Source organism: Xanthomarina sp. GH4-25 (assembly GCF_045363175.1).
Classification (GTDB): Bacteria; Bacteroidota; Bacteroidia; order Flavobacteriales; family Flavobacteriaceae; genus Xanthomarina.
The window spans coordinates 304,661-319,739 of the sequence record NZ_JBJFLO010000002.1 but is presented as its reverse complement, the minus strand read 5'-3'; the positions used below and the strand labels follow the sequence as shown (position 1 = coordinate 319,739).

11 protein-coding genes are annotated in these 15,079 nt (G+C 31.1%); 7 read left to right on the top strand and 4 right to left on the bottom strand.

Features of this window, described 5'->3' with window-relative positions:
* Positions 1–34: 34 nt before the first annotated feature.
* Together ACI5KZ_RS04080 and ACI5KZ_RS04075 are read right to left on the bottom strand one after the other, a co-directional pair.
* A complete protein-coding gene (locus tag ACI5KZ_RS04080; protein WP_109309573.1) occupies positions 35–1,153 on the bottom strand; it encodes a GTP cyclohydrolase in 1,119 nt (372 codons plus the stop codon).
* An 18-nt stretch (positions 1,154–1,171) separates the two neighbouring features.
* Positions 1,172–2,158, bottom strand: coding sequence for a transporter (locus ACI5KZ_RS04075; protein ID WP_406846981.1), 987 nt, complete (start codon positions 2,156–2,158; stop codon positions 1,172–1,174).
* Positions 2,159–2,348: 190 nt separating this feature from the next.
* On the opposite strand from ACI5KZ_RS04075, the gene ACI5KZ_RS04070 reads away from it, so the two are divergent.
* The 4 genes from ACI5KZ_RS04070 to ACI5KZ_RS04055 are packed head-to-tail and all read left to right on the top strand — an operon-like array spanning position 2,349 to position 7,863.
* Positions 2,349–2,627, top strand: coding sequence for a DUF4834 family protein (locus ACI5KZ_RS04070; RefSeq protein ID WP_109309571.1), 279 nt, complete (start codon positions 2,349–2,351; stop codon positions 2,625–2,627).
* Positions 2,628–2,656: 29 nt separating this feature from the next.
* On the top strand, positions 2,657–5,092 hold the full coding sequence (locus ACI5KZ_RS04065) for a YfhO family protein (RefSeq protein ID WP_406846980.1): 2,436 nt from the start codon (positions 2,657–2,659) through the stop codon (positions 5,090–5,092).
* A 27-nt stretch (positions 5,093–5,119) separates the two neighbouring features.
* A complete protein-coding gene (locus ACI5KZ_RS04060; protein WP_406846979.1) occupies positions 5,120–6,412 on the top strand; it encodes a glycosyltransferase family 4 protein in 1,293 nt (430 codons plus the stop codon).
* On the top strand, positions 6,400–7,863 hold the full coding sequence (locus ACI5KZ_RS04055) for a lipopolysaccharide biosynthesis protein (RefSeq protein ID WP_406846978.1): 1,464 nt from the start codon (positions 6,400–6,402) through the stop codon (positions 7,861–7,863). Before ACI5KZ_RS04060 ends, ACI5KZ_RS04055 begins: the two co-directional genes overlap by 13 nt.
* Before the next feature lie 83 nt (positions 7,864–7,946).
* On the opposite strand, the gene ACI5KZ_RS04050 is transcribed toward ACI5KZ_RS04055, so the two are convergent.
* Complete coding sequence (locus ACI5KZ_RS04050) at positions 7,947–8,990, bottom strand: hypothetical protein (protein ID WP_406846977.1); 1,044 nt, start codon at positions 8,988–8,990, stop codon at positions 7,947–7,949.
* Between the two features lie 206 nt (positions 8,991–9,196).
* Here ACI5KZ_RS04050 and ACI5KZ_RS04045 point away from each other — a divergent pair, with 206 nt between their 5' ends.
* The 3 genes from ACI5KZ_RS04045 to ACI5KZ_RS04035 are packed head-to-tail and all read left to right on the top strand — an operon-like array spanning position 9,197 to position 12,051.
* Complete coding sequence (locus ACI5KZ_RS04045; protein WP_406846976.1) at positions 9,197–10,300, top strand: metallophosphoesterase; 1,104 nt, start codon at positions 9,197–9,199, stop codon at positions 10,298–10,300.
* Complete coding sequence (gene def, locus ACI5KZ_RS04040) at positions 10,301–10,948, top strand: peptide deformylase (RefSeq protein WP_406846975.1); 648 nt, start codon at positions 10,301–10,303, stop codon at positions 10,946–10,948.
* Positions 10,949–10,983: 35 nt separating this feature from the next.
* The gene (locus ACI5KZ_RS04035) at positions 10,984–12,051 is read left to right on the top strand and encodes a DUF3667 domain-containing protein (RefSeq protein ID WP_109309564.1); all 1,068 of its coding nucleotides are present in this window, start codon (positions 10,984–10,986) and stop codon (positions 12,049–12,051) included.
* A 12-nt stretch (positions 12,052–12,063) separates the two neighbouring features.
* On the opposite strand, the gene uvrA is transcribed toward ACI5KZ_RS04035, so the two are convergent.
* Positions 12,064–14,847: an excinuclease ABC subunit UvrA gene (gene uvrA / locus ACI5KZ_RS04030; RefSeq protein ID WP_406846974.1), complete on the bottom strand. Its 2,784-nt coding sequence runs from the start codon at positions 14,845–14,847 to the stop codon at positions 12,064–12,066.
* Between the last annotated feature and the right edge of the window lie 232 nt (positions 14,848–15,079).

Here is a 15,079-nt window from a genome sequence, read left to right as displayed (position 1 = left end):
AATCCAATAGTGATTTGCTATTGGATTTTTTTGATTATAACTCTTTCCTAAACGTCTTTCGTCGTTTAATAATTTCACAATCAAAATCTTTCCAAATTTGTTGCGAAGCCAAATTATCTGATAATTCAGGTAATCGAATACAGGTTTCTATGTTTTGGTTAGTAAAAGTTTCATAAAACTCGTTAAAAATAATAGCAGTTACTCCTTTATTCTGGTAATGTGGTTCTACGCCAATTAAATAGAACAAGACAGTTTTACTATTCTTTTTGGCTTTGAGGAGTTTTAAAAATCCAAAAGGGAATAATTTGCCATTAGCTTCTTGTAAGGCTTCAGAAAACGAAGGAAGAACAATGGCAAATGCAACCATTTTATCGTTCTCATCAAATACAAATTTAATGTACTCTGGATTGATAAAATTGATAAATTTCTGCTTAAAATAATCTCGTTGTGCATCAGAAACAGGTACGAACGTAGAAAGTTTGGAATACGATTGATTAAACAAATCGAACATACTATCTATATGTGGTACAACCTCTTTTGTTTTAGTGAATTTGCTTGGTCTAAGCTTAAAACGCTTGGTAATAATTTCATTAACTCTTGTAAAACGTTCTAAAGGAATGGTATTAAAAGCAAATTTACTTTCTATATATTCTTTTTCGGGTAAAAAACCAAGCGCTTCAAAATGCGTAATGTAATACGGATGGTTGTACCAAGTTGCCATAGTTCCAATATGATCAAAGCCATAAGTTAAAGCTCCATTTTTATCCAGATTAGAAAAACCAACAGGACCTTCAACAAATTCTAAATTATGAGATTTACCAATGTCAATAACCTTGTCTAATAAGGCTTTTGAAACAGCTATATCGTCTATAGTGTCAAACCAACCAAATCGCATTTTCTTAACGTTTTGTTTCTCAATCTCTGTTTTATTAATAATTGCAGCCACACGACCAACAATATTATTGTCTTTATAAGCTAAGAAAAAATGTGCATCAGCATGTAGAAATGCAGGGTTTTTGTCGGCACTTAGAGTCGCCATTTCATCTGAAATAATAGGAGGTACCCAATATTTAGAATTTTTATATAGTTGGAAGGGAAAAGTTACAAATGCTTTTAGCTCCTTTTTATTTTTAACTTCTTTAAGTGTTATCATAGGTGTAAAAACATCAAATTAATTATCTGAATCAAAATCTATTTCTTCTTTCTTTCGTTTGTTTTTCTTTTCTCCACGTGCTTTATTTTCTCTTCTTTCAAGTTCATCTTCTGCCGAAGTGCCATCGTCTTCTTCTTTATCTTTATGAAAATCTAAGCGATAAGACGCTCCCAAATTAACACCAAATACCGAGGGAGTGTCTTTGGTGTTAAATGTAGCTGCCACATCTACTTGAAAGTTTCTAGTCCATAAGTAAGCTCCACCAAAACGAATTAAATTATCAGCGTAGAAATCACTACTTATATTTTCAGATTCTGCAAAAACAGCCCATTGATCTGCAATAGATTTCGTTAAGGTTAAAATAAATGAAAAATCAGATTGGTCTGTACCAATACGATCTTTTATAAAATTCATTACAAAAACCCAACCTCCAGAAAAATTGTTTTGAGTGGATATCATAATTTTTGGACTAAAGCCTTCAACTCCAGGAGCTGTAAACGGATTGTCGGCTGTATCGAAATTTGCGCCTGCATAAACAGCAACTGCAGGAATTAAATATTTCCATTTAAAACTATGATTGGCTTTCCAGCTGTATAAATTAGGTTTTTCTTCTTCAGCATTTTTAAAAGGATCGTAAACCAAATATTTGGCACCAAGTGTTAATGTTTTAAAATTACTGAATTTATCTTCGTTTGGAATCGTGTTTGTGTAGGTTCTTTTTGTAGATTGAAAAGTACCTTCAACATTTATTTCTAGTTGTGGCCAAAGTAAGCCATATCTAACGGCAAAATCGGCACCAAAACTTTTGTCTTCTCGGTCTAAGAGTTCATGTGTTTCATTTAGCATATAAGGGCCAGCCTCAAATTGAACAACATTAGTTCCAACCGAAAAAGCGCTTTGAGAAACTCCAGGTCTATTGGAATTAATAACTTCGGTATATTGCGAATATCCACTTAAAGTAAAGGCAAAAGCGAATAGAAATACATAAGTTTTTAAAGATGTCATATGTAAAAATAATTTGTTGATTTGAAGCTCTAAATGATAATAGATTGTATTTTAACCTATTATAAACTATTAAGCAGCAAACATATTATGTAGTTTAGTTTGAATCAAATATATAGATTTTATATTTTTTTTAAGTATTTATTTCAGATTTTAAAAAAGGAGATTTGTATTTTTGTTTAAAAATATATTTATGCTACAGTATGCATCTATAACAGGCGTTTTAAGAGTTATTTTAATTATATTATTAATTTATTACGGAATTAAAATACTCTCTAGAATTTTTGCCCCTTTTTTAATGAAATATGTTGCCAAAAAAGCCGAAGAGCGTTTTGGTGGTCAATTTGGGCAATACCAACAGCCAAAACAAGAAAAAAATAAAGAAGGTGAAATCACTATAGATAAAGTACCCCAACAACCAACTTCAAATAAAAAGGTAGGAGAATATGTAGATTACGAAGAAATTGATTAATTTTCGCTTTCATTGTATAACTTTACTTCATGCCAATTTCATTTAAAAAATTTCTACCTCACATCCTTGTATTATTAGGATTTGTATTTATTTCATTAGCATATTTTAGTCCTGTTTTAAAAGGAAAAGCCATATATCAAAGTGATATTGTTCATTATATTGGCATGTCTAAGCAACAAACAGACTTTAAACAAACAACAGGAGAGGAAACCTATTGGACAAATAGTGCTTTTGGAGGTATGCCAACGTATCAATTAGGGGCACATTACCCTAACAACTTTATAAAAAAACTCGATTTAACACTTCGATTTTTACCAAGGCCAGCCGATTATCTTTTCTTATATTTCTTAGGCTTTTACATCTTATTATTAGTTTTAAAAGTCGACTTTAAACTTGCAGCTCTTGGTGCACTTGCATTTGGTTTTTCAACCTACCTTATTATTATACTTGGTGTAGGACATAATGCTAAAGCTCATGCTATTGCCTATATGCCATTGGTTTTAAGTGGTATTTTATTAACTTTTAGAAAGCGTTATATTTTTGGGTTCCTGTTAACAACAATTGCCATGGCTTTGGAGTTGGTTACGAATCACTTTCAAATGACTTATTATTTGTTTCTTTTAGTATTAATTCTAGGAATTGCTTACTTAGTAGATGCTTATAAAAAACAAGAAATACCTCATTATTTTAAGGCTGTAGGAATTTTGGTTTTAGCTGTAATTTTAGCAATTGGATTAAATGCTACAAATATTTTAGCAACTCAAGAATACGCTAAAGAAAGTACACGTGGTCAAAGTGAATTAACTATCCATCCGGATGGTTCACCAAAAGAAATTACAACTGGCCTAGATAGAGATTATATAACTGAATATAGCTATGGCATTCTTGAAACTTTTAACCTATATATTCCTAGATTTTTAGGAGGTGGAAGTCATGAAGATGTTGGGAAGGATTCTGAATCGTATCAATTCTTTTTAAAACAAGGAGTTCCTCCTTTAGAAGCAAGAGAATACACTAAACAAACACCTACTTATTGGGGAAAACAAACCATAGTTGAAGCGCCAGCTTATATAGGAGCTGTTGTTATTTTCTTGTTTGTTTTTGCCTTGTTTTTAGTGAAAGGTCGCTTAAAATGGTGGCTTGTTGGAGGTAGTTTATTATCACTCATTTTATCTTATGGAGACAGTCAGCCATTTAAATTTATAACAGACTTTTTTATAGATTATGTACCACTTTACAATAAGTTTCGTGCAGTAAGCTCTATACAGGTACTTTTAGAATTGTGTATCCCTATTTTAGCAATTTTCGGACTAGTAAGGTTGTTTAATAATTTTCATAAAGACGAAGAAAAGCTTAAAGCATTAAAATTTACAGTAATTATAACAGCTGGTTTAGCAGTTATCTTTCTTTTGTTTAAATCGTCATTTTTCAATTTTGTTGGTGGTAGTGATGGTTATTACCGTCAGAATTACGGGCAGCAATTTATGGATGCACTTATCGCTGATAGAAAGGCATTCTTCACACAAGATACATTAAGAACTCTAGTGTTAGTGCTATTATCTGCTGGAATAATCTATGTGTTTTTGAAAAAGAAACTTTCAGAAACCAAAGTGATTATGGCTTTTGCTATTTTAATCTTGATCGATTTAGTTGGAGTCGATAGACGCTATGTTAATAACGACGATTTTGTGCCATCTATTAGAATGAGCAAACCTTATCAAGCAACAGAAGTTGACAAAGCCATTATGAAAGACCCAGAGCACTTTAGGGTTTTCGATTTAGTTTCAAGAGCTCCAGCCAAAGCATCCTACTTTTATAATTCATTAACAGGTTACCATGCTGCCAAGTTAAAACGCTATGATGAGTTATTTGATTTTTATATTTCTAAAAATAACATCAATGTGTTAAATATGTTGAATACCAAATACATTATCGCTGAAGATGAAGAAGGAAACCCGTTTCCTTATACCAATCCAGATGCTAATGGAAATGCTTGGTTTATAGAAAACATAAAACTGGTGAATTCTGCTAATGAGGAAATTTTAGTTCTTGATACTTTAAATACCAAAAGAGTAGCAGTTATGATGGCTGATGACGAATATGCTTCTTATTTGAAAGAAGATATTATGATAGATACTACTGCAAGTATCACAGTAGAAATATACGAGCCTAATTATATAAAATACAAATCATTAAGTGCAGTGGATGGTTTTGCAGTTTTTTCTGAAATATATTATAAAGATGGGTGGAACGCATATATAGATGGTAAATTAACACCACATTCCCGTGTTGATTATTTATTGCGTGGTATGAATGTGCCAGCAGGTAAACACGATATAGAATTTAAATTTGAACCACAAGTCATAACAACGGGTAGCAATATTGCACTAGCTAGTTCTGTCGTTTTTGTTTTACTCCTTCTAGGAGGATTGTTTTATAATTTTAAGAAAAAAAATAAAGATTAGCCTTTTTATGACTTTACAATAGTAAAAATGACTAAAACCAAGGTTCTTATAATTGCTTATTATTGGCCACCAGCTGGAGGTCCAGGCGTGCAACGTTGGTTGAAATTTGTAAAATATTTACCTGAATTTGGGGTTGAACCTATTGTTTATGTGCCATCAAACCCAAGCTATCCAATTATTGATGACACACTTTTAGAAGATGTTTCAGAAGACATAACAATTATAAAGCAACCTATAAAAGAACCTTATAAGTTTGCTGGATTTTTATCGAAGAGCAAATCTCAAACTATTAGTAAAGGTATTATTCCGAAAAAAAAGCAACAAACACCCATTGAAAAATTAATGCTCTTTGTAAGAGGTAATTTTTTTATTCCTGATGCTAGAAAAAGCTGGATAAGACCATCTGTCCAATATTTAGACACTTATATTAATGATTATAATATTAAAACCATTATTACAACAGGTCCACCACATAGTTTGCATCTTATTGGAATGGAATTACAAAAAAGAGCAGGAGTGAGGTGGATTGCAGATTTTAGAGATCCTTGGACAACTATTGGGTATCATAAACAATTAAAACTGACTAAATTTGCAAAACAAAAGCATAAAAACTTAGAAAAAAAAGTGCTTCAATCGGCAGATCAAGTAATTGTTACAAGCCAGGTTACTAAGAAAGAGTTTTCTAATATAACCAATAAACCCATTTCGGTAATAACAAATGGTTATGATAGAAATTCGGTAGGAACTCCTCCATTAGATAAGAAATTTACAATAGCGCATATTGGATCGTTATTGTCTAAACGAAACCCAGAGGTTCTTTGGCAAGTTCTAAAAGAACTCGTTGCAGAACATGCAGATTTTGCAAAAGATTTTGAACTTCATTTTATAGGATCGGTAAGTGAAGAGGTGTTAGATTCATTGAAAAATAATAGATTAAGTAATTATATAAATAATCATAGTTATGTTACACATAATAAGGCTATTGAGTTTCAAAGAAAATCTCAAGTCTTATTGTTAATCGAAATAGATTCCGAAGAAACTAAATGTATTATTCCTGGAAAACTGTTTGAATATATGGTTTCTAATAGACCTATTTTAGCCATTGGTCCACAAGCATCGGATATTGAAAATGTTATAAAAGAAACGAATACGGGGTCTTACTTTAACTATCAAGATCATGATGCTATAAAAAACACACTTTTAAACTTTTATAAAGCTTATCAAGATGGAAGTTTGCAATCTCATGCCATTGGATTGCAAAAATATAATAGAAAGACTTTAACTGAAACTTTATCTAAATTGATTTTATGGGAGTTGTAGTCAATCAATCTATTAAGAATACGGTTATTACCTATCTAGGTTTTGGTATAGGAGCAATTAATGTCCTGTTTTTATACACCTCTTTTTTAAGTGATGAGTATTTTGGATTGGTAAGTTATTTATTTTCAACAGCCAATATTATGATGCCTTTAATGGCTTTTGGGGTTCATAATACAATCGTGAAGTTTTATTCATCTTTCAAATCGAAACAATCACAGAACAGCTTTTTAACTTTGATGTTGTTTTTGCCTTTATTGGTTATTATTCCTATGGGTTTAATAGGGTGTTTAGCTTTTGACTTTATTAGTACCTGGTTAGCTGGAGACAATATAATTGTTATCGATTATGTTTGGCTAATTTATATATCTGCTGTCGCTTTTGCCTATTTTGAAGTGTTTTACGCTTGGTCTAAAGTGCAAATGCAAACGGTCTTTGGTAACTTCATGAAAGAGGTATTCCACCGATTGTGCATTACTATTTTGCTTTTAATTCTTTATGCTGGCTATCTTACCATCAATCAATTTATATACAGTATTGTTGGTGTTTATATTTTACGAATGCTAATTATGAAACTTTATGCGTTCAGTTTACGTTTTCCAAAGTTAAAATTTGAAAGAATTCCGAACCTTTCTGCTGTTTTAAAATACACCACTTTAATAATTGTTGCAGGATCTGTTGCTAATGTTATTTTAGAGATCGATAAGTTTATGATTAATCGTTATGAAGCTATTGAGAATGTTGCTTATTATGGAGTAGCCATTTATATAGCAACAGTTATTGGTGTTCCGTATCGATCCATGTATCAAATTGTAAATCCTTTAACAGCTAAACTTTTAAACGAAAAAAATAAAGTAGATTTAAAAATACTATATCAAAAAAGTTCGTTAACCTTATTTATTATTAGTGGATTTATTTTTCTGTTAATTATTTTAAACATCAATGAACTTTATAAACTTATTAACGAAAATTATGTCGATGGCTTAATCGTCGTGTTTATTATAGGTGTTACGAAACTTTTAGATAGTTTACTAGGGAATAATAATGCCATACTTTTTAATAGTGATTATTATAGAATGGTCTTGGTTTTAGGAGTTTTTCTAGCTGCTTTAACTGTGGTTTTAAATATTATTTTTATTCCATTATACGGAATTAACGGAGCTGCTTTTGCTACGTTTATTGCAATTCTTATTTATAATATTTCAAAAATAGCTTTTGTATATAGTAAATTTAAAATGTTGCCATTTTCAGCTAATACCGTAAAGGTTATTGTGCTTTTATTGGTGAGTTTAGGGGTGTTCTATTTTTGGGATTTTCCATTTCATCCAATAATAAATATTGCTCTTAAAAGTATCTTGATTTCTTTAAGTTATGGCGTTTTGGTTTATACTCTTAATCTGTCGGATGATATTTCATCGTTGATTAATAAAATCTTTAGAAGAAGTCGTAAGTAAATAAGTATAAAAAGGAAAATCCCACAACGTTGCTTTGAGGCAAACTACTTGCAGGACTTTCCAACTAACCAACCAAAATCTAATTATCTTTTGTTTCTTGTGTTTGAAGCAACTTGTCTGTTGTTACTCTTATTATATGTACGATTATTTAAAGTCTTTGGTTTTCTTTCAGGAGCATTATTTTTTACAACTCTTGTTTTACTATGGTCTCTAGTTTGCATTCTAAGTTTAGTAGCAACAGGACTAGACTTAACTGTCGTACTTTTTCTAGATTTAGTATTTTCTCGACTATTTACTCTAGACGTGTTCATTTTTGAACTTTCACGTGATCTGTAGATATTCTCAGATCTATTAGGTTTAGTAGCTACCTGATTTCTAGTTCTTGGTTTTACAGTCCCTACATCTCGTCTTACATCTTGTCTAGAGATATTATTTGACTTAGTAGGTCTTGTAGCTAACTCACTTCGTCTAGTTACTGTCGTACCTCTTCTACTTGCAACAGCAGTTGTACGTCTGTAATTATTAGCATAAGGTTTGGCATATGTATATCTTACAGGTTTATAATATTTTCTGTAAGGTTTGTTATAAACCACACAATGGTTATAGGCAGGAACTCTATAGTAAGTATGCCAAGGTCTATAAACATAATACGGATTATAAGCATTGATGAATCCCGTATAATGAGAATATCGTCTATATGGGTTGTAATGAATATAAAGACCTCCAATACGTGTTACATAACCAAAACTATTATAGTTTATAAATACGTTACCAATTTGACTTACGCGCCCATAATAATCGTAATAAACTGGCACATGCTCCACTTGAATAATGGCACCAAACTCATCGTATTGTAAAAACGGATTATAATCATAACCAGAATTAAAACTGATGCTAATTCCTGGTGCAGACACGTTTACGTTAGGTCCATAAGATGGCATATAAAAATCGAATTGACCATCTGGAAAAATGGAAAATTCTACGCCATTTTCAACAAATATGAAAGAATTACCGTAACCCCTCAAAGTTGTTGCATTATCAACGTGGCTTGGTTTGTTGGTAGTTGTAGCACTAACAGATAATCCTCCAAGGATCAATACTGTTATTAATAATAGATTTTTTTTCATAATTGTTTGATTTAAATGAAACTTGCTAAGTATAAAACAAACAACATGCCAAAAATAATTTTGCAACCGAGTGTTTGACCTAATTATCTGAAAATAAGAAGTATAAAAACTGCTATTTTGTTCTGGTTACTAATACATTACTTTTGATATTACTCAAAAAATAATGATTAAATTAGTACACTCATAAATTATTAATAGATTTTACAATGAATTTCACTTCAAAAGCAACAACGTTTTTATTAATTTGTTTTTTACTGTCTTTAAGTTCTCTATCGCAAAATTTAAAGGGTTCCGTTTTAGAAAATGAAACCGAGAAACTTGAAGACACACTTAATATTAACGATGGACCTTATGTGTTTATAGAATCTGATAAATTGATTGACAAAAGAATTGTCGATGGAAAAGTACAAGTAAAAGAACTGCCATTGAATGCTTTTCAAACAGAGTTTATTTCAGAATCATCTGTTTTTAAAACCAATTCTAGAATCGTAGCACTAAGTGATATTCATGGTCAATTTGATTTAGCCATAGAAATTTTAAAAAACAATCATGTTATTACCAACGATTTAAATTGGAATCTAAACAATGGCCATTTGGTCATTGTCGGTGATATTTTCGATCGTGGTCCAAAAGTAACTGAAACACTCTGGTTTTTGTATCATTTAGAAAAACAAGCAGAAAAAAGTGGTGGTAAAGTACATGTGCTTTTAGGGAATCATGAATATATGGTCTTGCATAAAGATTTAAGGTATATTCATAAAAAATATCAACTAACATCTCAATTGCTTGAAACGAATTATACAGATTTATTTAGTAACCAAACCGTTTTAGGAAGATGGTTAAGATCTAAACCTACAGTTCTTAAAATTAATAAAGATACCTATGTTCATGGAGGTTTATCCAAAACTTTCTTAGACTTGGGTTATAATATTGAAAACGTTAATAAACTCATGAGAGAATCCATCGATATTTCTAAAGAGCAATTAAAAGCGACGTCATTTTATGAAGATTATTATAGATCTAAGGGGCCTATTTGGTATCGTGGTTATTTTAATGATAACCTCACAGATTCTGAGATTACAGCTATATTAAGACAAGCAGATTCAGAACATATAATTGTTGGACACTGTTCAAACGAAGAAGTTGTGCAGCTTTACAACCAAAAAATATTTGGCGTAGATTCAAGCATAAAAAATGGTCTATATGGGGAGGTATTATTAATTGATGGTAAAATCTATAAAAGAGGAACCAAAGAAGGGAATGAAATGTTTTTTGAAATAAAAGATGAATACATAATAAAAAGCGAATAAATGAAGATTGGTTTTAAATATATTGTGGCATGTATCTTATGTCTAGCAATAAGTGCTTGTTCAAGTACAAAGAATGTAAGTGACAAATCAGTTGTAAAAACATCTTTTTCAAAAAGTGAAATAGCCCTCATCATGCAAGCAGATAGCGCCATTCCTATGCGTGTGTTTAAAATTAACTCGAAATCAGATTCATTATTATTAAGAACAAGAAGCACTTCTGTTAAGGCTAATCCAAACGATCTTGTGCTTCAAAATTTTGTAAAAAGATTGTATAGAACCGTTAGAGATAGTATGTCTTTGGGTGTAGGAATTGCAGCACCACAAGTAGGCATTTTAAAAAATATTATTTTGGTACAGAGATTTGATAAAGAGGAGTTTCCTTTTGAGGTTTATTTAAATCCAAAAATAATTGAGTATTCAGAACAAAAACAAACATATACCGAAGGTTGTTTATCAATTCCAAATAGGTCAGAAACATTATATAATCGTTCTTATTCCATCGAAATTGAATATGATACCATGGAGAATATACATAAAACGGAAACTGTTGAAGGGTTTACATCGGTTATTTTCCAACATGAAATCGATCATTTAAATGGTATTTTATATTTAGATCATTTAAAAAAGGAAGTAAAAGACTCTGAATAATTTTTTTTTACATTTATAAAACCAATTTTTAAAAAATGTCAACCAACCAAATTACTTGTAAAAATTGCGAACAATCTTTTGAAGAAGATTTTTCATTTTGTCCTCATTGTGGGCAAAAATCTAAAGATGAATTAACCATTGGTGTGTTATTTTATAACACCATAAGTAATTATTTTTCTTTTGATGCGCGTTTTTTTAAGAGTTTTATTCCTTTATTAATTAAACCAGGTTATTTAGCTAGTAAATTTATTGAAGGTAAACGCCTATTATATTTACATCCAGCTCAGATGTATTTGTTTATATCTGTCATATTTTTCTTTTTATTCACTATTTTAGTTCGTCCTCAAACTGAAAAATTAGATAAGGAATTAAAGAAAACATTTGATAAACCTCTTTTAAATGATTCAATAATTATGAAGCCTGAAATGGATTCTTTAGATATTGAGAATTTACTAAAGCCATTAAAAGATAAACAGAAAGTAATTGGTATGGATGAAGCTGAATTAAAAGTTTTAGACTCAGTGCTTAAAAACGACTTGAGTTCTAATTCTAAAGATTTAAGTTTTGATTTTGATGAAAAGAAAGTGGACTCTTTAATTGAAACAGGAGCAACAGATCAAGAAATTTATAAGGCTATGGGTTTAGAGGAAGATGCAGGTTCTTTTAAACGACGCTTGTATGCTCAAATGCTTAAATTCTATAAAAAACGTGATGGAGGCAGTTTGTTAGGTGCTTTTTACGATAGTATCCCTTTAGCTATGTTTATCTTGTTGCCAATTTTCGCATTGCTTTTAAAAATCTTTTATTGGAGACGTGGTACATTTGCACATCATCTGGTATTTAGTTTTTACTTTTTCTCCTTCCTATTTATGTTGTTTAGCATCATTATAGGAGTCAACTTTATTTTGGATATTCCAGACTGGATAGATTGGCTTATTATTTGGTCTTCGTTTTTCTATCTATATGTTGCTTTAAGACGTTTTTATCAACAAGGTTGGTTTGTAAGTTTTTTTAAATGTAGTGTGGTGTCTTTTACCTTTTTGATGATGGTATTACCTTTTGCAGCAATTATTGTAGGGTTAGTAACGTTTATGTATTATTAGAAACCAGAAAAATTAAAGTTTTTCTTTTAAATATTTTCCAGTAATTGAATCTTTGTTTCCTACAATTTCTTCAGGTGTTCCAGAAGCCACTAAATAACCACCATTTTCGCCACCTTCTGGACCTAGATCTATAATGTGGTCGGCACATTTAATCAACTCTAAATTGTGTTCTACTACAAGTATAGAATGTCCTTTTTCTATTAAAGCATTGAAGGACTTTAAGAGTTTTTGAATATCGTGAAAGTGTAAACCTGTAGTGGGCTCATCGAAAATAAATAAGGCATTATCACTTTTACTTCCTTTTCCTAAAAACGAAGCTAATTTAATACGCTGCGCTTCACCACCAGAGAGGGTAGAAGAGCTTTGCCCTAAAGTAACATACCCCAAACCAACATCTTGAAGCGGTTGTAGTTTAGTTTTAATTTTTGTCTGTTCATGGGTTTCAAAAAAATCAATGGCTTCATCAATCGTTAGATTTAAAATATCGTCAATAGATTTTTCATGAAAAGCAACTTCTAAAACTTCTTTTTTAAAACGTTTGCCATTACAAGTTTCACAAGTTAGATGCACATCTGCCATAAATTGCATCTCTATAGTCACTTCGCCTTCACCTTTACAAGTTTCACAACGTCCACCATCCACATTAAACGAAAAATGTTTGGCTTGATAATTTCTAATCTTACTTAATTTCTGATTTGAATATAGAGCACGAATATCATCGTAAGCTTTGATGTAAGTTACAGGATTAGAACGAGATGAACGTCCTATTGGGTTTTGATCGACAAACTCAATCTGTTTTATATTACTGAAATTACCAGTTAATTCTGAAAATTGTCCTGGTTTATCACCAAAATCTGTAAGCCTTTTTTGAAGTGCAGGATAGAGAATTTTCTTTACCAGTGTACTTTTTCCACTTCCGGATACACCAGTAATAACGGTTAGCATACCAAGTGGAATAGTTACATCAATGTTCTTCAGATTATTTTCTCTGGCCCCAAGAACATCCACATGATATTTAGAAGTTCTACGTTTTTTAGGAACCTCAATTTCTAGAGAACCATTTAAATATTTAGCCGTTAAAGAATTTGAAGCCAGTATATCCTTAAATGTTCCAGTGGCAACCACATGTCCACCAAAGGTTCCTGCTTCTGGGCCAATATCGATGATTTCATCGGCTTCTTTCATGATATCTTCATCATGTTCTACCACTATTACCGTATTACCTAAATCTCGAAGCGATTTTAGTACACCAATTAACCTTTCAGTATCTTTTGGATGCAGACCAATGCTTGGTTCATCCAGAATATACATGGATCCTACTAAACTGCTACCAAGAGAAGTTGCTAAGTTTATTCGTTGACTTTCACCACCAGATAATGTATTCGATTTTCTGTTTAAAGTCAGGTAGTTTAAACCCACATTATCTAAAAACAATAAGCGATTATTAATTTCTTTAAGCAAACGTTTAGCAATTTTTGAATCATATTCGTTTAACTTTAACTGTTTAAAGAAAGGTGTTAGTTTGCTTAATGGCAAATCCACTAAATCTGTTATAGTTGCACCACCAATTTTTATGTATTCAGTTTCTGGTCTTAAGCGTTTGCCTTTACAAGCTTTACATTTGGTTTTTCCTCTGTAACGAGAAAGCATCACTCGATTTTGAATTTTGTAAGCTTTGGATTCTAATTCTGTGAAAAAAGCATTTAAACCTTCGAAGTATTTATTACCATCCCAAATAAGTTGTTTATGTTCATCGCTTAATTGAAAATAGGGTTTGTGAATAGGGAAATCGAATTTATGTGAATTGTTTACCAATTGATCGCGATACCAACTCATACTTTCACCACGCCAAGCAAAAATAGCATTTTCATAAACGGATAATGCTGTGTTTGGAATCACTAAATCTTCGTCAATTCCAATAATATCGCCATATCCTTCACATTTAGGACATGCGCCATACGGATTATTAAAACTAAACAAATGAACATTAGGTTCTAGAAAATCAATACCATCTAGTTCAAATTTATTACTAAAAAAACGTTGCTTGCTATCCTTTAAAGTTTCTACAATACATTCTCCTTTTCCTTCAAAAAAGGATGTTTGTATAGCATCTGCCAACCGATTGTAAAAATCTTCTTCATTTTTTGTGATAATTCTATCAACCACTAAAAAAATGTTGTCTTTTTTAGAAACATTAGTAGCTTCTTCAATTCTTAAAACGTCATTATCAACTTTAATTCTAGCATAACCTTGTTGCTGAAGCACCTTTAATTTGTCTTCCATGGTTCGACCGCTTTCTAAATGAATAGGAGCAAGGAGCAAGAGTTTTTCTCCTTCATTAAAGGTTTTTATATAATTCAATACATCTAAAACGGTATCTTTTTTAACTTCATTTCCAGATTTTGGAGAATATGTTTTTCCAATTCTGGCAAATAATAACTTTAGATAATCGTAAATTTCTGTAGAAGTTCCAACGGTTGAACGAGGGTTGGTAGAATTTACTTTTTGCTCTATAGCAATAGCAGGAGCGATACCTTTAATATATTCGACCTTTGGCTTGTTTAATCTGCCCAAGAATTGTCGTGCATAACTTGACAAGCTTTCCACATATCTACGCTGTCCTTCTGCATAAAGTGTATCGAAAGCCAAACTGGATTTTCCAGAACCAGAAAGCCCTGTAATAACAACTAATTTATTTCTTGGTATTACAACATCAACATGCTTTAAATTGTGCAAACTTGCACCTTTAATAATAATGTTTTCTTTCGGATTTACTTGAGAAATATTAGCTATCATAAGTTGTTTCAACAATAATTCTGCAAAGATACTACAAGTAAATCAGCCTAAAAAACAGAATGTTGTCGAATATTTTTTTATAAAAAAGAATATTTTATTTGCGATTTATAAAAGAATGTTATTATATTTGGAACTTACTAATCTTAAAATCACTAGTCTAGCCTATAGCATAATTTTACTTTTTAAAATTTTTTAAACCCCAAGCATAGAGGTCACTTTATGTTAAAAAGTA